19 protein-coding genes are annotated in these 23912 nt (G+C 66.7%); 12 read left to right on the forward strand and 7 right to left on the reverse strand.

All coding sequences use genetic code 11. The annotated features are described in order from the left end of the window. Positions 1-9: 9 nt before the first annotated feature. Positions 10-2448 carry a putative bifunctional diguanylate cyclase/phosphodiesterase gene (locus EV672_RS05175; RefSeq protein WP_166643458.1) on the reverse strand — a complete coding sequence of 813 codons (2439 nt, stop codon included), beginning with the start codon at positions 2446-2448 and terminating at the stop codon, positions 10-12. A gap of 194 nt (positions 2449-2642) precedes the next feature. Between EV672_RS05175 and EV672_RS05180 the strand changes: the two genes are divergently transcribed. The 7 genes from EV672_RS05180 (at position 2643) to hsdR (ending at position 12624) form a co-directional block, all read left to right on the forward strand. Next, entirely contained in the window at positions 2643-4988 is a 2346-nt protein-coding gene (locus tag EV672_RS05180; RefSeq protein WP_133606941.1) for an NADP-dependent malic enzyme, read from the forward strand. A 19-nt stretch (positions 4989-5007) separates the two neighbouring features. After that, positions 5008-5901: a DMT family transporter gene (locus EV672_RS05185; protein WP_133606943.1), complete on the forward strand. Its 894-nt coding sequence runs from the start codon at positions 5008-5010 to the stop codon at positions 5899-5901. A 462-nt stretch (positions 5902-6363) separates the two neighbouring features. Next, positions 6364-7824, forward strand: coding sequence for a class I SAM-dependent DNA methyltransferase (locus EV672_RS05190; protein ID WP_133606945.1), 1461 nt, complete (start codon positions 6364-6366; stop codon positions 7822-7824). Then, complete coding sequence (locus tag EV672_RS05195) at positions 7821-9029, forward strand: restriction endonuclease subunit S (protein ID WP_133606947.1); 1209 nt, start codon at positions 7821-7823, stop codon at positions 9027-9029. The genes EV672_RS05190 and EV672_RS05195 overlap by 4 nt, the downstream gene beginning before the upstream one ends. Before the next feature lie 75 nt (positions 9030-9104). Further along, positions 9105-9272, forward strand: a complete 168-nt coding sequence (locus tag EV672_RS18810) for a hypothetical protein (protein ID WP_208110711.1) — start codon at positions 9105-9107, stop codon at positions 9270-9272. Next, a complete protein-coding gene (locus EV672_RS05200; protein WP_243738532.1) occupies positions 9269-10279 on the forward strand; it encodes a virulence RhuM family protein/type II toxin-antitoxin system death-on-curing family toxin in 1011 nt (336 codons plus the stop codon). Before EV672_RS18810 ends, EV672_RS05200 begins: the two co-directional genes overlap by 4 nt. Then, entirely contained in the window at positions 10276-12624 is a 2349-nt protein-coding gene (gene hsdR / locus EV672_RS05205; protein ID WP_133606951.1) for an EcoAI/FtnUII family type I restriction enzme subunit R, read from the forward strand. The genes EV672_RS05200 and hsdR overlap by 4 nt, the downstream gene beginning before the upstream one ends. A gap of 31 nt (positions 12625-12655) precedes the next feature. On the opposite strand, the gene EV672_RS05210 is transcribed toward hsdR, so the two are convergent. Then, positions 12656-14491 carry an EAL domain-containing protein gene (locus tag EV672_RS05210; protein WP_133606953.1) on the reverse strand — a complete coding sequence of 612 codons (1836 nt, stop codon included), beginning with the start codon at positions 14489-14491 and terminating at the stop codon, positions 12656-12658. A gap of 81 nt (positions 14492-14572) precedes the next feature. Next, entirely contained in the window at positions 14573-15745 is a 1173-nt protein-coding gene (locus EV672_RS05215; protein WP_133606955.1) for an acyl-CoA dehydrogenase family protein, read from the reverse strand. A 172-nt stretch (positions 15746-15917) separates the two neighbouring features. On the opposite strand from EV672_RS05215, the gene EV672_RS05220 reads away from it, so the two are divergent. The 4 genes from EV672_RS05220 to EV672_RS05235 all read left to right on the forward strand — a co-directional run bounded on the left by EV672_RS05220 (position 15918) and on the right by EV672_RS05235 (position 19643). After that, a complete protein-coding gene (locus EV672_RS05220; RefSeq protein ID WP_133606957.1) occupies positions 15918-16814 on the forward strand; it encodes an SDR family oxidoreductase in 897 nt (298 codons plus the stop codon). Between the two features lie 125 nt (positions 16815-16939). After that, positions 16940-17731, forward strand: coding sequence for a DUF1295 domain-containing protein (locus tag EV672_RS05225; protein ID WP_166643459.1), 792 nt, complete (start codon positions 16940-16942; stop codon positions 17729-17731). Positions 17732-17812: 81 nt separating this feature from the next. Further along, entirely contained in the window at positions 17813-18865 is a 1053-nt protein-coding gene (locus EV672_RS05230; RefSeq protein WP_133606961.1) for an SAM-dependent methyltransferase, read from the forward strand. Positions 18866-18875: 10 nt separating this feature from the next. Then, positions 18876-19643 (forward strand): hypothetical protein, encoded by a 768-nt coding sequence (locus tag EV672_RS05235; protein WP_133606963.1) that lies wholly within the window; start codon positions 18876-18878, stop codon positions 19641-19643. Here the strand turns inward: EV672_RS05235 and EV672_RS05240 are convergent. The 3 genes from EV672_RS05240 to EV672_RS05250 all read right to left on the reverse strand — a co-directional run bounded on the left by EV672_RS05240 (position 19583) and on the right by EV672_RS05250 (position 22796). Continuing rightward, positions 19583-21610 carry an ATP-binding protein gene (locus EV672_RS05240; protein WP_133606965.1) on the reverse strand — a complete coding sequence of 676 codons (2028 nt, stop codon included), beginning with the start codon at positions 21608-21610 and terminating at the stop codon, positions 19583-19585. The two genes, EV672_RS05235 and EV672_RS05240, sit on opposite strands and share 61 nt — an antisense overlap. After that, positions 21607-22368, reverse strand: coding sequence for a substrate-binding periplasmic protein (locus EV672_RS05245; RefSeq protein ID WP_166643460.1), 762 nt, complete (start codon positions 22366-22368; stop codon positions 21607-21609). Before EV672_RS05245 ends, EV672_RS05240 begins: the two co-directional genes overlap by 4 nt. Positions 22369-22442: 74 nt before the next feature. After that, positions 22443-22796, reverse strand: a complete 354-nt coding sequence (locus EV672_RS05250; protein ID WP_166643461.1) for a DUF2845 domain-containing protein — start codon at positions 22794-22796, stop codon at positions 22443-22445. A gap of 73 nt (positions 22797-22869) precedes the next feature. Here EV672_RS05250 and EV672_RS05255 point away from each other — a divergent pair, with 73 nt between their 5' ends. Further along, positions 22870-23403 (forward strand): SH3 domain-containing protein, encoded by a 534-nt coding sequence (locus EV672_RS05255; protein WP_133606970.1) that lies wholly within the window; start codon positions 22870-22872, stop codon positions 23401-23403. A 10-nt stretch (positions 23404-23413) separates the two neighbouring features. Here the strand turns inward: EV672_RS05255 and EV672_RS05260 are convergent, their stop codons facing one another. Continuing rightward, positions 23414-23899, reverse strand: a complete 486-nt coding sequence (locus EV672_RS05260; RefSeq protein WP_133606972.1) for an OsmC family protein — start codon at positions 23897-23899, stop codon at positions 23414-23416. Positions 23900-23912 lie beyond the last annotated feature (13 nt).

The following is a 23912-nucleotide window of genomic DNA, read 5'->3' on the forward strand; positions in this document are numbered from 1 at the left end:
GGCAATGTATCACCGCGCCGTGACACCCTGGCGTGGACCCTCGGGGGTGCCCAAGGTTCCGTGCACAGCGTCGGCACCCTCCCCCCGGATGCGGGTGAGGTAAGGCGCCACCTCGGCCGAGGGCATGGGCCGCGCGATCAGGTAGCCCTGCACATCGTCGCAACCCAGGGCCTTGAGCATGACCAGTTGCTCGGCCGTCTCGATGCCTTCGGCGGTGGTGTCCAGGTGCAGGGCACGCGCCAGGCTGATGATGGCCGTGACCACGGCCTGGGCGTCTTCGTCGCTGTCGAGCGAGCGCACGAACATGCCATCGATCTTGAGCTTGTCCAGCGGGAAGCGGCGCAGGTAGGCCAGCGAGGAATAGCCGGTGCCGAAGTCGTCCATGGCCACGCGCACGCCGCGGCTGCGCAACGCCATCAGGGTGGCCTGGGCACCGTCGTGGTCCTCGATCAGGGCGGACTCGGTGATCTCCAACTCCAGGCGCTCGGGCGGCAGGCCGCTCATGGCCAGGGCCTCATCGACCAGCTCGATCAGTGACGAACTGCGGAACTGCACCGCCGAGAGGTTGACGGCCACGCGCAGCGCCTCCGGCCACAGGGTGGCCAGGCGGCAGGCCTCGCGCAGCACCCAGTTGCCCAGGCTGACGATCTGACCGGTTTCTTCGGCCACGGGGATGAACTCGCCCGGGCCGATGAGGCCGCGCTCGGAATGCTGCCAGCGCACCAGGGCCTCGAAACCGATGACCTCGCCGGTGTCCAGCTTCATCTGCGGCTGGAAGTGCAGCGTGAACTGCTCGGCGGCCAGGGCGTGGCCCAGCTCCTGTTGCAGCCTGACGCGCGAGCGCGCCGTCTCGGCCATGGCCACTTCGAAAAACCGGTAGGTGTTGCGGCCAGCCGCCTTCGCCGCGTAGAGGGCCAGGTCGGCGCATTGCAGCAGGGACTGCGGATCGCGGCCATCGCGCGGTGCCAGGGCCACGCCGATGCTGGTGCGCGACTCCAGCCGCACCTCGTCACACTGGTAGGGCTCGGACAACAGCAGCAGCAGGCGCTCGGCCAGGGCCGCGGCCTCGTGCGCTTCGGCATGGCGCCAGGTCAGCAGGGCGAACTCGTCGCCGCCCAGGCGGGCCAGCAGGTCGCCATCGGCCACGCAGGTGGCCAGGCGCACACCCACGCGGCGCAGCAGCTGGTCGCCCACGCCATGGCCGAAGGTGTCGTTGATGTTCTTGAAGTTGTCCAGGTCGATGAAGAGCAGCGCACAGGGCCGCGGGTCCTGGCGCTGGCCGTGGCTCTCGCCCAGGCGGCCCAGCTCGGTGCTGAAGCGGTGGCGGTTGGCCAGGCCGGTCAGCGCGTCCTGGTTGGCCAGGCGGGCCAGCTCTTCGCGGGCCTGGCGGTTCTGGGTGATGTCCGAGCCCACGCCGCGCCAGCCGGCAGCGCGGCCGCGGTCGTCGTGCAGCGGCTTGGCCGACATCGACCACCAGCGCAGCTCGTGCCCCACCGTGACGGGCATTTCCAGATCGCGGAAAGGCTGGCCCATGCGGATGCAGCTGGTCATGCGGCCCAGGGCCTGGGCGGCCGCGGCATCGTCGGGCGGCGACATGTGGCCCAGCAGCTCCAGGAAGGGCTGTTGCAGCAGCTGGCGTTGCGGCAGGCCGAAGGACTCGGCCAGGCGCGCCGACACGTGGCGCAGGTGGCCCGAGGGGGAAATTTCCCAGAGCCAGTCGGAGGCGTGCTCTTCGAAGTCACGCAGCAGCAGGTCGATGAGCTGCTTCTGGCGGTCGGTTTCGGAGTCGGCGCGCAGTCGGCTCATGAAGGTGCGGCCATTGGCGAACACGACGCCGAACATGACGGTGCTGTAAACCAGCAGCAGCAGCATGAGGGAGTGGCCGGTGGCGTAGTCCGAGCGCAGCAGCCCGACCACGCCGCCCGCGCCCAGGGTCAGCACGAAGGTCCAGGCCGCCGGCACCATGGGGCTGAGCATGAAGGCGCCGCTGCAGATCATGCCGACCACCACGGTGCCGATCAGCAGGGCCTGGCTGGGGTCGCTGTGCGGGAAGACCATGGCCGGCATCACCGTCCACATCGCACCGAACACGAAAACCTGCACGACGATCTGGCGGCCCGCGCCGAACACCGCCACCGGGCGGTGGCCATGGGTGTAGAGCTGGCGCCACCACACGAAGGCGATGGGCAGGGCGACGGTCACGGCGATGCCCCAGACCGTCAGCCACAGGTGGGGCAGGCGGTCCCACAGCACGCCGCACATCACCAGGGTGTTGACCGCATTGCCCACCGCGATGAGGGGCAGCAGGTTGAGCAGGGCCTGGACCTGGCGCGCACGGAAGTACCGGGCCTGAGGCCCGTCAACGGCCTCATCGGGGATCACGTCGTGCAGCCATTGCGCGACGCGGGACTTCCAAAGGCTGGACCAGGATCGCTGAGGGTGGGACATCCCTGTCATGGACTGCAAATGTAGAAACAGGCTTTGCAAGATCGGCCGTGCCGCGGAAAACTTGACTTGTTCCGTGGCACTGGCCGCATGCATCGCCCAGCGGCATGCCATGGTGCCACAGCGCTGGCGTCACGGCAGATCGCGTACCATCTGCGGCTCATTGCATCCCGCGCTGACCCCAGCCACTGCCGCCCATGAGCTCCGAGAACACCCTGTCCGACGCCGAACAATCCTTGCGCGACGCGGCCCTCGAATACCACCGCCTGCCCAGCCGCGGCAAGATCGCGGTGAACCCGACCAAACCCCTGAGCAACCAGCGCGACCTGGCCCTGGCCTACTCGCCCGGCGTCGCCTACCCCTGCCTGGCCATCGAGAAAGACCCGACCCTGGCGGCCGAGTACACCTCGCGCGGCAACCTGGTGGCCGTGGTCACCAACGGCACCGCCGTGCTGGGCCTGGGCGACATCGGCCCGCTGGCCTCAAAGCCGGTCATGGAAGGCAAGGGCTGCCTGTTCAAGAAGTTCGCCGGCATCGACGTGTTCGACATCGAACTGGCCGAGCGCGACCCGGACAAGCTGATCGAGATCATCGCGGCGCTGGAGCCCACGCTGGGCGGCATCAACCTCGAAGACATCAAGGCGCCCGAGTGCTTCTACATCGAGAAGCAGCTGTCGGCGCGCATGAACATCCCCGTCTTCCACGACGACCAGCACGGCACGGCCATCATCTCCAGCGCTGCGCTGCTCAACGGCCTGGAGCTGGTGGGCAAGGACATCGGCAGCGTCAAGATGGCGGTGTCGGGCGCCGGTGCCGCGGCCATCGCCTGCCTGGACGTGATGGTGGGGCTGGGCGTCAAGCGCGAGAACATCTACGTGTGCGACTCCAAGGGCCTGATCCAGAGCGAGCGCGCCGATGCGCTGGCGGGCAAGCTCGACGAGTCCAAGCAGCGCTTCTGCCAGGTCACCTCGGCCCGCACCCTGGCCGATGTCATGCAGGACGCCGACGTGTTCATGGGCTGCTCGACGGCAGGCGTGGTCACGGCCGAGATGGTCAAGACCATGGCCGCCAGCCCGCTGATCCTGGCGCTGGCCAACCCCGAGCCGGAAATCCGCCCCGAGATCGCCAAGGCCGCTCGGCCCGATTGCATCATCGCCACGGGCCGCTCGGACTACCCCAACCAGGTCAACAACGTCCTGTGCTTCCCCTACATCTTCCGTGGCGCGCTCGATTGCGGCGCCACCAAGATCACCGAGGCCATGAAGCTGGCCTGCGTGCGCCAGATCGCCGACCTGGCCAAGGCCGAGATCTCCGACGAGGTGGCCGCCGCCTACCCGGGCCGCGAGCTGCGCTTCGGCCCGGACTACCTGATCCCCACGCCCTTCGATTCGCGCTTGATTTTGCGCATCGCCCCGGCCGTGGCCGAAGCCGCTGCCGCCTCCGGCGTGGCCACCCGCCCCATCACCGACCTGAAGGCCTACCGCGACTCGCTCTCGCAGTTCGTCACCAACACGGGCCTGTTCATGCGCCCGCTGTTCCTGGGCGCCAAGGCGGCCAAGCTGGCCAACCAGCCGGCCAAGCGCATTGCCTACGCCGAGGGTGAAGACGACCGCGTGCTGCGCGCCGCCCAGGTCGCCATCGACGAAGACCTCGCCTTCCCCATCCTGGTGGGCCGCCCCGACGTCATCGCCACGCGCATCGAGCGCGCCGGCCTGCGCCTGCAGCCGGGCGTGAACTGCGAAATCGTCAACCCTGGCAGCGACCCGCGCTTCCACGCCTACGTCGAGGCCTACCACCAGCTGCGCGCCCGCGACGGCATCAGCCCCGAGCTGGCCAAGGTGGTGCTGCGCCGCTCGAACTCCCTCATCGCCACGATGCTGGTGAAGATGGGCGATGCCGACGGCATGATCTGCGGCGTCATCGGCCGCTACGACTTCCACCTGGAGCACGTGCGCGACGTCATCGGCACCCGCCCCGAGGCCCACGGCCTGGCGGCGCTGAACGCGCTGATCCTGGAGCAGCACAACCTGTTCATCGCCGACACCTTCGTCAACGAAGACCCGACCGCCGAGCAGCTCGCCGACATCGCCGTGATGGCGGTGGAGGAGGTGCAGCGCTTCGGCCTGCCGCCGCGCGTGGCCTTCCTGTCGCACTCGATGTTCGGCTCCAGCAACCGCCCCTCGGCCAAGAAGATGCGCCAGGCGCGCGACCTGTTCGTGGCCCGCATGCCGCACATCCCCGCCGATGGCGAGATGCAGGGCGACGCCGCCTTGAGCGAGTCGGTGCGCCACAAGCTGCTGCCCGGCAGCACGCTGCAGGGCACGGCCAATGTGCTGATCTGCCCGAACCTGGACGCGGCCAACATCCTCTTCAACGTGCTGAAAATGACGGGTGGCAATGGCGTGACGGTGGGCCCCATCCTGCTGGGTGCGGCAGCGCCGGTGCACATCCTGACGCCCTCGGCCACGGTGCGCCGCATCGTCAACATGACGGCGGTGGCGGTGGGGCATGGCAGCCAGAGCCCGGCCCACGCGGCGCGCTGATCGGCACTGATCGGCCCGCATGACCCAGGCAGCCCAGCCCCGCAACGTCGCCATCGGTTACGCCGCCGCGCTGGGCACGGTGGCCATCTGGGCGGGCTTCATCCTGATCGCGCGGCTGGGCGGCAAGAGCGCCCTGACCGGCTGGGACATCGTGGCGCTGCGCCTGGGCACGGCGGCGATCATCCTGCTGCCGTTTTCGCTGAAGCTGCCGCCCGGCACCTGGCGCGACGCGCGGCTGTGGACGCTCTCCATCATCGGCGGCGTGGTCTTCCTGATCCTGGCCTACGCGGGCTTCAAGCTCGCGCCCGCGGCACACGGCGGCATCCTCATGCCGGGCATGCAGCCCTTCCTGGTGACGGGCCTGGCCTGGCTGCTGCTGGGCACGCGCCCGCCGCGTCAGCGCGTGCTGTCGCTGATGCCGATTGCCCTGGGCGTGGCCTGCGTGGCCTACCCGGTGGTCACGGGCCATCACACGGGCCCCTCCACCCTGCCGGGCGACCTGATGCTGCTGAGTGCGGGCATCGCCTGGGCCACGTACAGCGTGCTGGTGAAAAAGTGGGTCTATGACGCCTGGCTGCTGACGCGCTTCGTGGCGCTGGCCTCGACGCTGCTGTTCATGCCCGTTTACTGGCTGTGGCTGCCCAAAGGCCTGGACCAGGTGCCTTGGTCGATGCTGGTGCTGCAGGCGCTGTACCAGGGCATCGGGCCGACCATCGTGGCCATGATCCTGTTCCTCAAGGCGGTGGCCATCCTGGGGGCCGAACGCATGGGCGCGCTGGTCGCGCTGGTGCCGGTGCTGGCCGGGCTGGGGGCGGTGCCCCTGCTGGACGAGCCGCTGACGCCCTGGCTGGTGGCGGGGCTGGCGCTGGTGTCGCTGGGGGCGTGGCTGGCTTCGCGGCCGGTGCGGGGCTGAGGGGCCTGCCAACGGGGCGCTGGGGCTTGGGTGGCGCTGAAAGTGGCAGCGTTGGCGCTTGGAGCGGCAGCGTCGGCACTTTCAACGGCGGCGTCCGCGCTTTTTGCGACAGCCATGCCGCTTTGAACGGCAGCGGACTCGCTTTTTGCGACAGCGTTGTCGCTTTTCACGACAACGCTTGGGTCACGCCGTGCCATCCGTGCCCCAAAAAGGGGCGATGGTGGCGCCTCAAGCGGCAGTGGACTCGCTTTTCGCGACACGGCCCTCGCTTTTCGCGACAACGCTGCCGCTTTTTGCGGCAGGAGATGGGTCAGCGAGGGTGGCGGGTGGCGCTTGGGGTCTCAGCGATGCGCCAAGTGGCCCAAAACACTGGGCGTGACACGCTTGTGATCAGCGAAAATCGCCCACTTTCCGGGCCACTGGCCCCGACAACGACACTCCGAAGAACGACAGGCGCAGCACGTGTTTGAGCAGACTTTCAAGAACATCGACGACATCCTGCACAAGGACGCAGGCTGCACCAGCGAGCTGGACTACACCGAGCAATCCTCCTGGCTGCTGTTCCTGAAGTACCTGGAAGCGCTGGAGCAGGACAAGGCCAACGAAGCCCTGCTGGAAGGCCGAACCCACGAGCCCCTGCTGCACGAGGTGTTCCGCTGGGGCAACTGGGCAGCGCCCAAAACACCGGAAGGCAAGCCCGACCACCACGCCGCCATGACCGGCGACGACCTGCGCGACTTCGTCAACACCAAGCTCTTCCCCTACCTGGCCGAGTTCAAGCGGCGCGCCAGCGGCCCCAACACCATCGAGTACAAGATCGGCGAGGTCTTCAGCGAGATCAAGAACAAGGTGCAGAGCGGCTACAACCTGCGCGATGTGATCGACCGGGTCGATGAACTGCAGTTCAGGTCACAGACCGAGAAACACGAGCTCTCGCACCTGTACGAAGCCAAGATCAAGAACATGGGCAACGCCGGGCGCAACGGCGGCGAGTACTACACGCCCCGCCCGCTGATTCGCGCCATGATCGAGGTGCTGCAACCCCGCATTGGCGAACGCATCTACGACGGGGCCTGCGGCTCGGCCGGCTTTCTTTGCGAGGCCTTCGATTACCTGCGCCAACGGGCCACCAGCACCGACGACCTGGCCACGCTGCAAACGCGCACCTTCTACGGCAAGGAGAAGAAGAGCCTGGCCTACGTGATCGGGATCATGAACATGATCCTGCACGGCATCGAGGCGCCCAACATCGTCCACACCAACACCCTGGGCGAGAACATCAACGACATCCAGGACAAGGACCGCTTCGATGTGATCTTGGCGAACCCGCCCTTTGGCGGCAAAGAGCGCAAAGAGGTGCAGCAGAACTTCCCCATCAAGACGGGCGAAACCGCCTTCTTGTTCATGCAGCACTTCGTCAAGAGCCTCAAGGCCGGCGGGCGGGCGGCCATCGTCATCAAGAACACGTTTCTGAGCAACACCGACAACGCCAGCGTGAGCCTGCGCAAGCTGCTGCTGGAAAGCTGCAACCTGCACACGGTGCTGGACTGCCCGAGCGGCACGTTTCAGGGCGCGGGCGTGAAAACGGTGGTGCTGTTTTTTGAGAAGGGCGCGCCCACGCGGCAGGTGTGGTTCTACCAGCTGAACCCGGGGCGCAGCCTGGGCAAGACCAACCCTTTGAACGACGACGACCTGAAGGACTTTGTGGCGCGGCAGCGGGGGTTTGAGGCGTCGGCGCAGAGTTGGTCTGTGGACGTGGCGGCGCTGGACGCCAGCACCTGGGATTTGTCGGTGAAGAACCCGGATGGCGGCGAGGTGGTGAGGTTGCGGACGCCAGCTGAGATCTTGGATGAGATTGAGGCGTTGGATGCGGAGAGTGCGGCGGGGGTGTTGGCGGCGATCAGGAGGTTGGTGACCAAATGAACAACTGGACTTCTGCCCGACTTGCCGACATCACGTCAAAGATTGGAAGTGGTGCCACTCCGCTTGGTGGAGAGCAGGCTTACAAGGATCAAGGCATTGCGCTGATCCGAAGTTTGAATGTCCATGACGGTGAGTTCAGGTGGCGCGACCTCGCATTTCTCGATCAGGGCCAGGCAGATCGGCTGAACAACGTGTCGGTTGAACGCGGCGATGTTTTGTTGAACATCACGGGCGCATCGATCGCTCGGTGCTGCGTAGTTCCTGATGAGGCATTGCCAGCCCGTGTGAATCAGCATGTATCGATCCTTCGTGCCCGCAAAGACGTTGTTCTTCCGCAGTTTCTTCAATATCAACTAATTGCTCCGGACACCAAAGCCAACCTGATCGATGTTGGAGAGGGGGCGGGATCAACGCGACAGGCACTGACAAAAGCTCAGCTTCAAGCCATCCTCATTCAGTTGCCAGCTTCGCTGGGCGAGCAACACCGCATCGTCACCATCCTCGACGAAGCCTTCGAAGGCATCGCCACCGCCAAGGCCCATGCCGAGCAGAACCTGCGCAATGCCAAGTCACTGATCACGACTCGATTGGCTCAGCTTTTCAGACCTGATGGCGACATGGTTCGTTTGGCTGATCTCGCAATCTCCATATCTGACGGTGACCACGCGCCTCCACCGAAGGCCAGCGCTGGCGTGCCATTCATCACCATATCGAACATCAACAAAGAGTCCAGACAGATCGATTTTTCCGAGACCTTTTTGGTGTCGCAAGCGTACTTCGACGAACTCAAAACACATAGGCGTCCGCAGCCGGGTGATGTTCTGTACACAGTGACCGGGTCGTTCGGCATCCCGGTGCTGATTGAGGAAGATCGCGCGTTCTGCTTCCAGCGGCACATTGGCTTGGTCCGCCCAAAGCCTGATGTGGATGGCAAGTGGTTGAGCTATGCCCTGCTGTCGCCCATGGCGTTTGCTCAGGCTGATGCTGGCGCGACCGGAACAGCGCAGAGAACCGTGTCACTCAATGTGCTGAGGAACATGCAAATGCCAAAGCTGTCCATCGAAGAGCAGCGATATCAAGCAAAGGGGCTGGATGCCTTGGCTGCTGAGGTTGCCCGGTTAGCGTCCATCTACCAACGCAAACTCACCGCCCTCACCGAACTCCAGCAATCCCTCCTGCACCAGGCCTTCACCGGCCAGTTGTGAGCCCCGTCGCCGCTGTCAAAGGGCTTCACATCACGACGGTTCCCGCTGCAAATGGCGCTGGCTAGAATGGCCCACATGGAACGCATCCAGTCCGTCAACGCTGCCCGCATGGCATGGTGTTGTGCCGATCACGGCATCACGCCAGGCAAGCTCGCGGCCGAGGTGGACATGGCGCCCAACACCGTGAGCCGCATCATGGTGGGCGAACTGGCGCAGTGCTTCGGTCGCGGGGTGCTGCGGTGAGCCATCTGAGGGAGGCTGATGCCGACATCGCCATTTTCGAAACCGACGCCGGAGGCGTGGAGGTGCGCCTGGCACACGACAGCGCATGGCTCACCCAGCGCCAGATGGCGGGTGTGTTCGACACCACGCCAGAGAACGTGCTCATGCACTTGCGCAACATTTACGCCGACGCAGAACTGGACGAGGCGGCAACTGCTAAGGAATTCTTAGCAGTTCAAACCGAAGGCAAGCGCAAGGTGAAGCGCAGCCTCAAGCACTACAACCTGGATGCCGTGATTTCGGTGGGTTACCGGGTCAATTCAAGGCGGGCTGTTGTTTTCAGGCAATGGGCCACCAGCGTGCTGCGTGAGCACCTCACCCAGGGCTACACCCTCAACCAACAGCGCTTGCAGGCCAATGCCCTTGAGTTGGAGGCCGCCCTGCAACTGGTGCGCAAGCTGGCGCATCAGGCCGAACTCCCCGGTGAGGCTGGGCGGGGCCTGCTGGATGTGGTCACACGGTATGCCCGCACCTATTTGCTGCTGCAACGCTACGACGAAGGCTTGTTGGCCGAACCACCGCAGCAGCAGGGTGGCCAACTGCCTGACGTGGCCGAGGCGCATGCGGCCCTTGCTCGGCTCAAGGCTGAGTTGATGCGCCGGGGGGAGGCCACCGATTTGTTTGCCCTTGAGCATGGTGACGGCCTGGGTGCTTTGCTGGGCAACCTGAGCCAGACCGTGTTTGGTGAGCCAGCTTATCCAACGTTGGAGGGCAAAGCCGCACACCTCCTGTATTTCGTCATCAAGAATCATCCATTTGCCGATGGCAACAAGCGCAGCGGCGCTTTTCTCTTCGTGGACTTCCTGGCGCGCAATGGTCGCCTGCTGGGACTGGACGGTCAGCCAGTCATCAACGACATCGGCTTGGCAGCGCTGGCCTTGCTCGTGGCCGAATCGGCACCCGAGCAGAAAGACACGCTGATCCGCCTGATCATGAACATGTTGGCGCACCCCGAAGCCTCTTCATGAACGAAGCCGAAACCCGCGCCGAACACATCGACCCTGCGCTGAAAGCCGCAGGCTGGGGCCTGGTCGAAGGCAGCCGCATCCTGCGTGAACACGCCATCACCCAAGGCCGCTTGCAAGGCGCAGGCAAGCGCACCCGCGCCGAGGTGGCCGACTATGTGCTGGTGTACCGCAACACCAAGCTGGCCGTGGTCGAGGCCAAGGCCTGGGGCAAGCCGCACACCGAAGGCGTGGGGCAGGCCAAGCAGTACGCCGCCAAGCTGGCGCTGCGCTTCACCTACGCCACCAACGGCCAGGCCATCTACGGCATCGACATGCAGCAGGGCAGCGAAGGCGATGTGCCTGCCTTCCCCAGCCCCGATGAACTCTGGGGCCAGACCTTTGCCGAGGCCAACGCTTGGCGCGACCGCTTTGCCGCCATCCCCTTCGAGGACAAGGGCGGCACCTGGCAGGGCCGCTACTACCAGGAGATCGCGGTGGGGCGCGTGCTGGACGCCATCGCCCACGGGCGCGACCGCATCCTGCTGACCCTGGCCACCGGCACGGGCAAGACCTTCGTGGCCTTCCAGCTGGCCTGGAAGCTGTTCCAAAGCCGCTGGAACCTCAACGACTGGCAGGCTGGCACCGAGCCGCAGCGCCGACCGCGCATCCTGTTCCTGGCCGACCGCAACATCCTGGCCGATCAGGCCTATAACGCGTTTTCGGCCTTTGCGGAAGATGCCCTGGTGCGCATCGAGCCCGACGCCATCCGCAAGAAGGGGCGTGTGCCCAAGAACGGCAGCGTGTTCTTCACCATCTTCCAGACCTTCATGAGTGGGCCGGAAGGTGCGCCGTTTTTTGGCGACTACCCACCCGATTTCTTCGACTTCATCGTCATCGACGAATGCCACCGCGGTGGCGCCAAAGACGAAAGCGCCTGGCGCGCCATCCTTGAATACTTCGCGCCAGCCGTGCAGTTGGGCCTGACGGCCACGCCCAAGCGCACGCTGAATGCCGACACCTATGCCTACTTCGGTGAGCCGGTGTACCAGTACTCGCTGAAGGAAGGCATCAACGATGGCTTCCTGACGCCGTTCAAGGTCAAGCAAATCGCCACCACGCTGGACGACTACGTCTACACCGCAGACGACGAGGTGGTGGACGGCGCCGTGGAGCAGGGCAAGCGCTACGAAGAGAAGGACTTCAACCGTGTCATCGAGATCAAGGCGCGCGAGGCCTACCGCGTCAAGCTCTTCATGGACATGATCGACCAGCGCGAAAAGACCATCGTCTTCTGCGCCACGCAAGACCACGCCCTGGCAGTGCGCGACCTCATCAACCAGCACAAGACCAGCAAAGACCCGCTGTACTGCGTGCGCGTGACGGCCAACGATGGCGCCCTGGGAGAGCAGCACCTGCGCGACTTCCAGGACAACGAAAAAACCATTCCCACGGTGCTAACCACGTCGCAGAAACTGTCAACGGGCGTGGATGCGCGCAACGTGCGCAACATCGTGCTGATGCGGCGCATCAACTCGATGATCGAGTTCAAGCAGATCATTGGCCGGGGCACGCGCCTGTACGACGGCAAGGACCACTTCACGATCTACGACTTCGTGAAAGCGCACCACCTGTTCAGCGACCCTGAGTGGGATGGCGAACCCATCGCGCCCGAGCCGCCCACTGCGGGTGGGGTTTATCCACCCAAGCCGGAAGTGGTGCCTGGCGGCGTGGGCGAGCCGCCCTCACCCGATCCGGTGGACAAGCCACGGATGGCCAAGGTGAAGCTGGCCGATGGCAAGGCGCGCAAGATCCAGCACATGGCGTCCACCTCGTTCTGGAGCGCCGATGGCAAGCCAATGTCGGCAGTGCAATTCCTCGAAGCCCTGTTCGGCGTGCTGCCCGAATTTTTCCAGGACGAGGATGAGTTGCGCCGCATCTGGAGCGACCCGCAAACGCGCAGGGCGCTGCTGACGGGGCTGGCGGAGAAGGGCTTTGGCCGCGAGCCGCTGCGCGAGATGCAGAAGATCGTCGAGGCCGAGCAGAGCGACCTGTTCGATGTGCTGGCGCATGTGGCTTTTGCGCATGAGCCCTTGTCACGCGAGGCTCGCGCTGAACACGCCCGGGCCGTGGCCCTGGCCGCCGATGGACTGACCGACAAGCAGCAGGCCTTCGTGGTGTTCGTGCTGGGGCAGTACGTGCTGCGCGGTGTCGATGAGCTGGACGACGCCAAGATCAAGGACTTGCTCAAGCTCAAGTACAACAACGCCATCGCCGATGCCCTGGCCGAGTTGGGTCAACCTGATCAGGTGCGACGCGTGTTCGTGGGGTTTCAGCGGCACCTGTATGAGCCGCAGGGCGTGAACTGAGCGCGCGCCCAGTCAGGCGCGCCCATTCAGCTCAAGCCCTCCCCGCCCCCACCTCCCGCGCATCCACATACACCCCCGCCGACAGCAACTTGGCCTTGTGCTTGGCCGCCGCCGCCGCGCTGGCCACCTGCTCGGGCTGGGCGAAGTCGCCGGGGTGCACGCGCAGGGCACCCACCGACAGCGTGGTCAGCGGGAAGAAGCGCATCACGCCTTCGCGGTCTTCGGCCTCGATGCCGCTGCGCTCGCGCGCCTCGTCGTCGAACAGGGCGATGGCCTCGCGGTTGAAATCGGCCACGGCGGCCTCGATGCGGCTGTGCCAGTCTTCGCTTTGGTAGAGCACCACGAAGTCGTCGCCGCCCACGTGGCCCACGAAGTCGCGCCGCGCATCGGCGTGCGCCACCAGGGTGCGCGCCAGCAGGCAGATCATCTCGTCGCCGCGCCAGTAGCCGTAGTGGTCGTTGAAGGGCTTGAAGTGGTTGAGGTCGGCATAGCAGGCCACGAAAGGCGCACCGCCTTGCAGCAGGCGCCCGATGTGCAGGGTCAGCGGGATGTTGCCGGGCAGGAAGGTCAGCGGGTTGGCGTGGCGGGCGGCCTCGATGCGCAATTCGGTGACGGCGCGCACCAGGCGCTCGCCGGTGCCCATGCCGAGGTACTGGCCGTCGCGTGTGACGATGAAGCCCTCGGTCAGGTAGCGCTGGTCTTCCGAGGTCAGCACGTCGGTGAGCTGGTCCAGGCCGATGCCGGCGTCCAGCACCAGGGGCTGGGTGTTGGCGAACAGCAGGCAGGAACGCTGGTCGTACAGCTCTTTGAAATAGGGCTTGGAGTACTGGTTGAGGAAGCCGTGGCGGTTGACCAGGCCGATGGGCTGGCCGTCCTGCACCACGGCGATGGCGCGCAGCGACTCGTCTTGCAGGAAGCGGCGCGCGGCCTGGTGGTGGGTGGCATCGGCCGGCAGGGGGGCCACCTCCATCACGATGGTGCCCAGGGCAAAGTCGCTGCGAGCCTGGCGCGTCTTGCTGGGCAGCACGGCGATTTCGCGGCTGTCGATGACGGCGCGGGCCGCGGGCAGCAAGGCCTCGGCCAGGGTGGCCTGTGGGCGGCCCAGCAGGTAGCCCTGGCCCAGCTCGATGCCCAGGTCGCGCAGGGCGCGCAGTTCTTCCGGCGTTTCCAGGCCCTCGGCCACCATCTGCGTGCCGAAGGTCTCGGCGATGCGGCGCAGCGCGGTGATGGTCTGGACCTTCTCCGGGTGCGAGGCGATGTCGCGGGCGAAGTATTTGTCGATCTTGACGATGTCGGGCTTGAGCTCGGCCCACAGGCGCAGGCTGGAGCGGCCATCGCCGAAGTCGTCGAGCGCGAGTTGCACGTCCAGGCGGCGCAGCATCTGGATGGCGTCGAGCAGGCGGGAAAGGTTGGCCACGCGTTCGTGCTCGGTGATCTCCACCACCAGCCGGCCCGTGGGGATGCCCATGTCGCGGATCAGGCCCCAGATGCCATGCCCCACCGGGTGGGCCAGCAAGGCGGCCAAGGCCCCGGCACTGAAGTTCACGAAGAGCTGACCCGCCATGCCCTGGCCGGCCCAGCCCTTGAGGGCCAGCTTGACGGCGTGCACCTCCAGGTCGAAGCCCACACCTTGCGCCTGGGCCGCTGCGAACAGGGCGTCGGGGGCGGCCAGCGCATGCCCGCGGGGACCGCGGAGCAAGGCCTCGTGGCCGACCACTTCGCCGTCGCGCAGACGGCCCAGCGGTTGGTAATGGGTGCTCAAGAGGCCGCAGGCCATGATCTCGGAGACGGTCATCCCCGGCTGGCTGGCGGCCGCTTGCGCGACGAAATTCTCAGAAGTTGCCGATGCGTGCGCCGGTGGCGTCATGGTTTCTCCCTACAACAACGGGAGTTTTATCGGCCCGAAGTCAGGGCGCCTTGAGCAAAAAGCACGTGAATCTTCTGTGACTCACAGGTTGAGCTGTTTGGCGATGATCTCGTTCATGATCTCGTGCGTGCCCCCGCCGATCGAGAGGATGCGGTTGTCGCGGTAGAGGCGCTCGACCACCGATTCGCGCATGTAGCCCATGCCGCCGAAGATTTGCACGGCCTCATACGTCACCTTGTCGGCGACCTCGGTGGCGAAGTTCTTGGCCATCGAAACCTCCTTGACCACCACCTGCCCCGCCTGCATGCGCGCGGCCACGCGGTAGGCGTACTCGCGCGCCACATCGACCTGGGTGGCCATCTCGGCGAGCTTGTGGCGGATGACCTGGTGCTTGGCCAGGGGCTTGCCGAAGGTAACCCGATCCTTCACGTGGTCCAGGCAGGCTTCCAGCGCCATCTGCGCGGTCATGTAGGCCATCACGGCCAGGGCCAGGCGTTCGGCCTGGAAGTTCATCATGATGAGCATGAAGCCCGCGTTCTCCGGCCCGATCAGGTGGCCCGCGGGCACGCGGCAGTCTTCGAAGAACAGTTCGGCCGTGTCAGAGGCCCACCAGCCCATCTTCTTCAGGTTGCGACCCACGCTGAAGCCGGGCGTGCCCTTGTCGATCAGCAGCAGCGACACGCCCGCGTAACCCTCGCCGCCGGTGCGCACGGCCACGGTGTAGTGGTCGGCGCGCACACCCGAGGTGATGTAGGTCTTGCTGCCGTTGACGACGTAGTGGTCGCCATCGCGCACGGCGCGGGTGCGCAGGTTGGCCACGTCGGAGCCGCCGCCGGGCTCGGTGATGGCCAGGGCCATGATTTTGTCGCCGGCCAGCACAGGCGGCACGATGCGCTGCTGCAGTTCGGGCGAGGCGCCGCGCCACACCGGCGGCAGGCCGATGTCGAGCGAGCCCAGGCTGGCCACCAGGCCGCCCGAGGTGCTGCGCATCAGCTCTTCGCTGACGGCCACCTTCATGAAGACATCGTGCTCGGCCGCGCCACCCAGGTGCTCGGGGTGGCCGATGCCCAGCAGGCCCAGGGCGCCGGCTTGCTGGTAGAGCTCACGCGGGAAGCTGCCCGCTTCCTCCCACTCGGCGATGTGCGGCAGGATTTCCTGCGCCACGAAGCGCCGGGTGGTCTCGCGGACCATGGCGTGGGTCTCGTTGAAGTAGGCAGGAAAGCCCGCTGGGGAGGTGTGGCCGGTGGCGCTCATGGTGTCTCTCGGAGGGTGGGGTGGGTGACGGCGGGGGATGTCAGGGGCCATCGGTAGTTAACCTATGATGCCTGCAATTGACGCTTACGTTACCCTGAGCCCACAATCCGGGCAAGCCCCAAGCCCCACATCCTTGTTTTCACCCTTCCTCACCCTTCCGGAGAGCGCGACCATGACCCAGCCCACCGACCACCCTGCCCGCTACGACAGCATCTTCCGCCCCGGCCTGTTCGCGGGCCAGGTCCACGTGGTCACGGGCGGCGGCTCGGGCATCGGGCGTTGCGTGGCGCACGAATTGGCCGCGCTCGGCGCCCCCGTGGTCATCACCGGCCGCAACGAAGAGAAGCTGGCGCGCACCGCCGCCGAAATCACCGAAGACGGCGGCCAGGTGTTCACCAGCGCCTTCGACATCCGCGACGAGGACCAGGTCAAGGCGGCCGTCGCCGCCATGGTGGCGCAGCACGGCCGCATCCACGGCCTGGTGAACAACGCCGGCGGCCAGTTCCCCTCGCCGGTGTCGGCCATCTCGAAGAAGGGCTTCGAGGCGGTGGTCACCAACAACCTGACAGGCGGCTTTTTGATGATGCGCGAGGCCTACAACCAGAGCATGGCGAAACACGGCGGCGCGGTGGTCAACATGACGGCCGACATGTGGAACGGCATGCCGGGCATGGCGCACTCGGGCGCCGCCCGCGCCGGCATGGCCAACCTCACGAAAACCGCGGCCTACGAATGGGCGGCATCCCACGTGCGCGTGAACGCGGTGGCGCCGGGCTGGATCGCCTCCAGCGGCATGGACGCCTATGGCCCGGCCATGGCCCCGATGATCCGCATGCTCAAGGACAACCTGCCGGCCAAGCGCATGGGCCTGGAGGCCGAGGTCAGCTCGGTGATCTGCTTCCTGCTGAGCCCGGGCGCGGCCTTCGTGACCGGCATCACCGTGGCCATCGACGGTGGCGCGCCGCTGCACAGCCCGGTCATGCCCACGCCCAACCACGCCGGCGCCCCCACCTACGACGGCTTCCACCGCGCGGCGGTGCCGGCGGTGCTGCAGACCCAGGGCGAGTGAGCATGGTGGAGGTGGCGCTGGCTTGAAGTGCCTTTGACCCACTTTTGCAGAAGTTTGAGGGTGCGGCGCGGCGGATGACTCCCTAGAATCGGTGACAACTTCGCGTCACCCCGACCGTGCCCACCATGCCCACCCTGTCGATCTTGCACGCCGTGTTCGCGGCCGCCTTGCTGCTGTTCCTGGCCAAGTCCGTGGCCTGGCTCATCCAGCGGCGCATGGGCAACGGCGGCATCGTCGATGCCATCTGGGCCTGGGCCCTGGGCGGCCTGGCCGTGTGGTTCGCCGCCGTGGGCACAGCCCCCGCCGAGGTGCGCCTGACCCTGGGCGCCATGGGCGGGCTGTGGGGCCTGCGCCTGGGCACCTACCTGTGGGGCCGCAACTGGCGCGCAGCCGAAGACTGGCGCTACGCCAAGTTCCGCGCCGACTGGGGCGCACAGGCGCAATCGAAAATGTTCTGGTTCTTCCAGTTCCAGAATCTGTTCACCCTGGCCCTGGCCGCCAGCGCCTTTATCCCGGCCGCCTATGGCGAGGGCTCACCCGGGCCGCTGGGCCTGGCCGCTGCGGTGGCCATCCTGCTGGTGTCGGTCTGGGGCGAAGGCCTCGCCGACGAGCAACTGCGCCGCTTCAAGGCCGAGCCGGCCCGCCGTGGCCAGGTCTGCGACGTCGGCCTGTGGCGCTACAGCCGCCATCCCAACTACTTTTTCGAGTGCGTGCACTGGCTCGCCTACATCCCCCTCGCGCTGGGCGGCAGCCTGTGGGGCTGGTCGCTGGTCGCGCCGATGGTCATGGTCTTGCTGCTGCTGAAGATCTCGGGCGTGCCCCTGCTGGAAGCCGAGATGGCCGTGCGCAAACCGGGCTACGCCGAGTACATGAAGCGCACCAGCATGTTGCTGCCCTGGCCGCCACGCCGCGCCTGACGTCACCCGTCATCTTGCACACCCTGCATCCAACCCTGGATGGACTGCGTAAGGCCTGACACCTCTGGAGGAGCCTGAACCATGTTGTTTGCCATCGAATGGGCCGAAAACGGCCTGCTGCCCGACACCGTCATCCGCGCCGGCATGCGCCGCCTGATGGCCCAGCGCCTGGCCGCCCACCACGACCAACCCCCATCGCGCCGCACCGCGGCCTTCCGTGATTTCGTGGCCGACCTCAAGAGCAGCCCCATCGCCATCCACACGCACGACGCCAACGTGCAGCACTACGAGGTGCCCGCCCAGTTCTTCCACCTGCACCTGGGCCCGCGCCTGAAGTACTCGTGCTGCTGGTACGAGCGCGGCAACGAGACCCTGGCCCAGGCGGAGGAAGCGATGATGCGCATCTACGCCGAACGCGCCCAACTCGACAAGCTCAAGGCCGGCGACCGCGTGCTCGACCTGGGCTGCGGCTGGGGCTCGCTGAGCCTGTGGCTGGCGGAACACTACCCCCACCTGGAGATCGTCGGTTTCAGCAACTCGCACGGCCAGCGCGAGTTCATCGAAGGCCGCGCCCGCGAGCGTGGTTTCCAGAACCTGCGCATCGTCACCGGCAACGTCGCCACCGATCCCATGCCCGCCGATGCGCTCAAGGGCGGTTTCAACCGCGTCATCTCCATCGAGATGTTCGAGCACATGCGCAACTACCAGCTGCTGCTCAAGAAGGTGCGCGGCTGGATGACCGACGACGCCAAGCTCTTCGTGCACATCTTCGCCCACCCCACCCTGGCCTACCCCTACGAGGTCAAGGACAAGAGCGACTGGATGACGCAGTACTTCTTCCTCGGCGGCATCATGCCCAACGAGCACCTGCTGGCGCAGTTCCAGGACGACATGAAGCTGTCCAACCAGTGGTGGGTGGACGGCACCCACTACCAGAAGACGGCCGAACATTGGCTGCAGGGCATGGACAGCAACAAGGCCGCCGTGCTGGCCACCTTCCAGCAATGCTATGGCGATGACGCCGAGCGCTGGGTGCAACGCTGGCGCATGTTCTACATGGCCGTGGCCGAGTTCTTCGGTTACCAGCACGGCAGCGAGTGGGGCGTGACCCACCTGCTGTTTGACGCACGCTGAGGGCCGCACCATGAGGCCGCTCAACCAGGTCCGCCTGCTCGCCGTGGTGGTGGCCGGCACACTGCTGGGGTGCGAGGTCGCGCAGGCCGAAACCGTGCTCGGCTTTGCCCGTGACGCCAGCTCGCAGCGCTTCCTCTACACCGAGGTGCACGAGTTCAAACGCGGCAGCGATGGCGAGGTGCAAACCGCCACCACGCGCTACTACGACCCGCAAGGCCGCGAGATGGCGCGCAAGTCGCTGGACTACCGCGCCAACCGCTACATCCCGATCTACAAGATGGAGATGCCGGCGCAGCGCTACAGCGAAGGCATCAGCGGCAACGGCGACCCGGTGGAGGTGTTCAAGCAGGACCAGGGCAAGGAGACCCGCAAGGGCCTGGCGCGCGACAGCGGTCTGGAAGCGGCCGACTCCGGCTTCAACCACCTGCTGCTGGACCAGCTGCCGCAGCTGCGCAAGGGCGAGACCGTGAGCTTCAAGCTCATCGTGGCGGGCAACACCGACCGCTTCCGCTTCCGCGCACGCAAGGTGGCCGATGTCCAGGTCGAGCAGGAGGCCGGCGTCCAGCTGCGCGTGGAGCCCGACTCGCTGCTGCGCCTGCTGGTCAACCCCATCGACATCGTCTATGACGCCAAGGGCACGCGGCTGCTGAGCTATGTGGGCGTGTCCAACGTCATCGACCCGAGCAGCGGCCAGGTTCACAAGCAGGTCAGCATCCGCTATGTCGGCCCAGTGCCGTCCGAGGCGCGCTGGCCCCAACGGACCGTGGCCACGCCCTGAGCCCGCTCCCGCCCGGCCCAGCGCACCAGCTTGGCGTAGAGGTCTTCCACCGAGATGGGCTTGGAGACGTGGTCGTTCATGCCCGCGTCCAGCACCTTCTGGCGGTCGGACACCATGGCGTTGGCCGTCATGGCGATGATGGGCAGACCCTTCCAACGGGCGTCGGCACGGATGCAGCGCGTGGCGGTGTAGCCGTCCATGCCGGGCATCTGGCAGTCCATCAGGATGCAGTCGAAGCGTTGCTCGGCCAGCAGCGCCAGCACCTCGTGCCCATTGGACGCCACGCTCACCGCGATGCCCACGCGCGCCAGCAAGGCCACGGCGAGCTCCTGGTTGACCTCGTTGTCTTCGGCCAGCAGCACGCGCACGCCGACCAGCTCGGGCGGGGCCTCGGGCAAGGGCAGGTGGCCCAGGGTGCCGCCATGACCGCCATGACCACCCTGTGCCGCTGACCCGCCCAGGCGCTGGCTTTGCCCGTCGCCCGTGCGGGCCAGGTCCAGCGGGTAGCGCAGGCTGAAGCCGAAGGTGCTGCCTTGGCCCGCTTGGCTGCTCACATCGATCTCGCCACCCATCATCGCCACCAGCTGGCGGCTGATGGCCAGCCCCAGGCCGGTGCCGCCAAAGTGGCGCGAGGTCGAGCTGTCGCCCTGGCTGAAGGGCTGGAACAGGCGCGCGAGCTGCTCGGGCGTCATGCCCACGCCGGTGTCGCGCACATCGAAGCGCAAGGTCGCCTCACCCGGGCTTTGCGACAGCACCCGCACGCTCAGCTTGACCTGACCCTGCGCGGTGAACTTCACGGCATTGCCCACCAGGTTGACCAGCACCTGCTGCAGCCGCAAGGGGTCGCCCATCAGGCGGATGGGCGCATCGGAGGCCACGGTGAAACTCAGCACCAGGCCCTTCTCGCGGGCCTTGACGCCGACCACATCCAGCAGGCTGTCGAGCACATCGGTCAGGGAAAAAGGCGTTTGCTCCAGGTCGAGCTTGCCGGCCTCGATCTTGGAGAAATCGAGGATGTCGTTGAGGATGCCCAGCAGCAGGCGCGCCGCCGTGCTGACGCGCTGGATGTAGCCCCGCTGCGGTTCGGCCATGCCGCTGTGCAGGGCCAGGTCGCTCATGCCGATGATGGCGTTCATCGGCGTGCGGATCTCGTGGCTGACATTGGCCAGGAATTCGCCCTTGGCGGCATTGGCCAGCTCGGCGGCCTCCTTGTCCACGGCCAGCTGCTGGCTGCGCTGCTCGGTGGCCTGGCGCTTGGCAATCTCATCCTGCAGCGACACCCGCATGCCATTGATGGCATCGGCCAGCACGTCGATCTCATCGGCCTGCCCGGGCTGCGCCCGGGGCGTGCGCGCCAGCTGCAAGGGGCGGTCCAGCTGGTCCAGCGTCAGCTCGGACGCGTAGCGCGCGACCTGCTGCACATGCCGCAGGATGAGCAGGCGCATGCCGACCACGATGGCCAGGGCCAGCACGGCCGAGCGCAGCAGCTCCGTCAGGAAGACCGTCAAGGCGATGTCGCGCAAGCGGCCATGGAGCCCCGACAGCGACACCTCGACCGTCAATTGCCCGATCACCCGCCCCTGGCCTGTGCCCTCGTCGGGCCGCACCAGGTCGTAGCGGCGCGACACCACCTGGGGCAGCCAGGCGCTGTCGTTGGGCGAGGCACGCTGGCCGATGGGCGCCACCTCGAACGGCATGTCGCCGGTGATGGCGGCGTGGCTGACATCGGGCTGGCTGGCGATGCCCGCGAGCTGCTGCTGGATCAGGCTTTCATCGAGCTGCCAGACGTCGGCCGTCAGGGCCGGCACCTGGGTGGTGCCGATGACCCGCAAGCCCTCGTGGATGGCCTGCAGTCCCTCCCGGTAAGCCGTGTAGAGCTGGTAGCCCCCGGCCAGCAAGGCGATCAACAGGCTGGTGCTCAGCACCTGCACCGTCATGCGCCGGGAAATGGACGTGCCGATCTTCATGGCCGCGGCGCCTGCTGGATGTCCGCCAGCATGCGCTGGTACTGCCCGTTGGCCATCAGCGTTTGCAAGCCTTTTTCGAACACCACGGACAGGCGCTGCCCGTCCGGGTGCACCTTGGAAAAACTCAACCAGAAGCTGTCCATGTGCAGCGCCCCCACCCGTTGGACCTTGCCTTGCAGCTCGGGCATGCGGTGCAGCTGGTGTTGCGCCGGCCGGGTGTTGACGAGGATGTAGTCCACACGCCCGCCCGCGAGCATGCGCAGCAGGTTGGCGTCAGACACCGCCACATGGCGGCGGATGCCGGGGTGGCGCATGAACTCGGTCGGGTAGGTGTAGCCCACGGTGATGCCGACCGAATGCCCGACCAGATCCGGCAGGGAGGCTTCGCGGCCAGGCACCCCACTGCGCGCGAAGATGCCCAACTCCTCGCGGAACAGGGGCGTGGTGTGCCAGTGGAAGCTGTGGCTGTTGGCCTGCGTGCGCGTGGTGTCGAAGCACCCGACCAGGCGCCCGATTTCGGCGTCGTGCAGGCACCGGGAGAAGGGCAGCACCTTGAAGTTCACCTGCACGCCCTGAGTCTGGAAAGCGGCGCGCACCAGCCGCGGCGACAGGCCCTGCGGCTCGGCCTGACCGGCCATGGCGTAGGAGTACGGCGCCCAGTCGTCTTCCGCGCCCACCGTGACGGTCTCGGCATGCAGGGGTGCCAGCAGGCCTGCGCCCCACGCACATGCAAACACCCACAGCCAGACGACACGCATCACCACCTCCTGTCGGCAATGTAGCGCCGAACGGCCCATGGGCCATCGCTTGATTCACCCGTTTGACCGATGAATCACGGCCTTTCCTGGCCATACAAGATGGTTTGCACCACGCCGGCGCGCAAACGCACCGTGGCGGGGAGGAAACCCGGGCCGCGCTCGTAGAGCCAGTCTTCGATGGGGACGCACGGGGCCACCCGGGCAGCGATGTGGTCTGGCAAGGGCTGCAGGCGACCGGCCACGTACACCGGCGCGCACTGGCTGTCTTTGAGGGCGGGCTGTCCGCAGCGGCGCAGCACACTCAGGCGGCTGTCGCCCTCCGAGACGATCTCGCCATTGCAGCGCAGCGATTCGGCACGCGCCGAGCCGGTCGCCGAAACGACCAGCAGCGCGAAACAACAGATGACATTGCGGCAAAACACACCCATGCACACAGCGTAACGCAGGCCACCCGGCAGGTCGATAAGATGAGGGCTTGTCCCCACACGACACGGACCCACCATGGCTCGCTTCGCCCCTTCTGCCCTGCTGACCGCGCTCGCACTGGTCGCCGTCAGCCCGCTGGCTGGCGCCCAGGCCTACACGCAATCGGCCACGGAGTTGCGCCTGGGTCCAGGCACGGACTGGACCCTCGTCACCGAACTGCCGCCCAGCACCTTCGTGCGCATCATCGGTTGCGACCCGCGCTACCGTTGGTGCCAGGTCCGCATCCCGCACGGCCTGCAAGGCTGGTTGCCTGGCGACAGCCTGCGCGACGTGCACGACGACCAGGCGCTGCGCCGCGACGGCCAGGGCAGCCTGATCGACTTCCCCGCCATCGTCTTCACAGGCATCCAGTTCGGCCAACCCGTCGTGCCCGGTGCGGCGGTGCAGCGCGGCACCGGCGTGCGCCAGGACGGCACCCGCAACGACAGCCCCCGCCACGACATCACGCGCCGCCAGCCCTTGCCCACGCGTGCGGCAACACCTGCCAGCGGCACATCGGGTGGCAGCGAGCGCGAGCCCGTGTTCCCCAGCCGCGGCGGGCCACGCTGAGCGCGTCGGCTCAGGCCGCGGTGGGCGTCAGCCAACGCCCATCGGCATCGCGCACGGTGACCTGCACCGGGATGCCCTGGCGCACGCTTTGCGTGACGGTGCAGTAGCCCTCGAAGGTCGCCAGCACGCGGTCGAGGTGTTCGAGCGACGCGGCAGGCACCCCCAGCGTCAGCACGGCCTGCATGCCCAGCACGCGCACACGGCCCTCGGCATTGCGCCCGACCTCGGCGTGCACCTCGCAAGCGATGGGTTCGGGCGCCTGCTTGAATTTGCGCAGGGCGAACAGCAGCGAGTCCGACAGGCAGTTGCCCACGGCCGCGGCCAGCAGTTGCACCGGTGACGGCCCCTGGCCCTGCCCCAGCGGCGCGGGCTCATCGCCCAGCACGTCGGGCACATCCCCACCGAAGGCGATGCGGAACTGGTAGTCCTGCTGCTGATGCAGCTGCACGGTGACGGTGGTGTTGGTGTGGGTGCTTGCAGCTGTGGCGTCGCTCATGGGGGCTCCAGAG

Origin of the sequence: Aquabacterium commune (assembly GCF_004362855.1) — a bacterium.
Lineage (GTDB): Bacteria > Pseudomonadota > Gammaproteobacteria > Burkholderiales > Burkholderiaceae_C > Aquabacterium > Aquabacterium commune.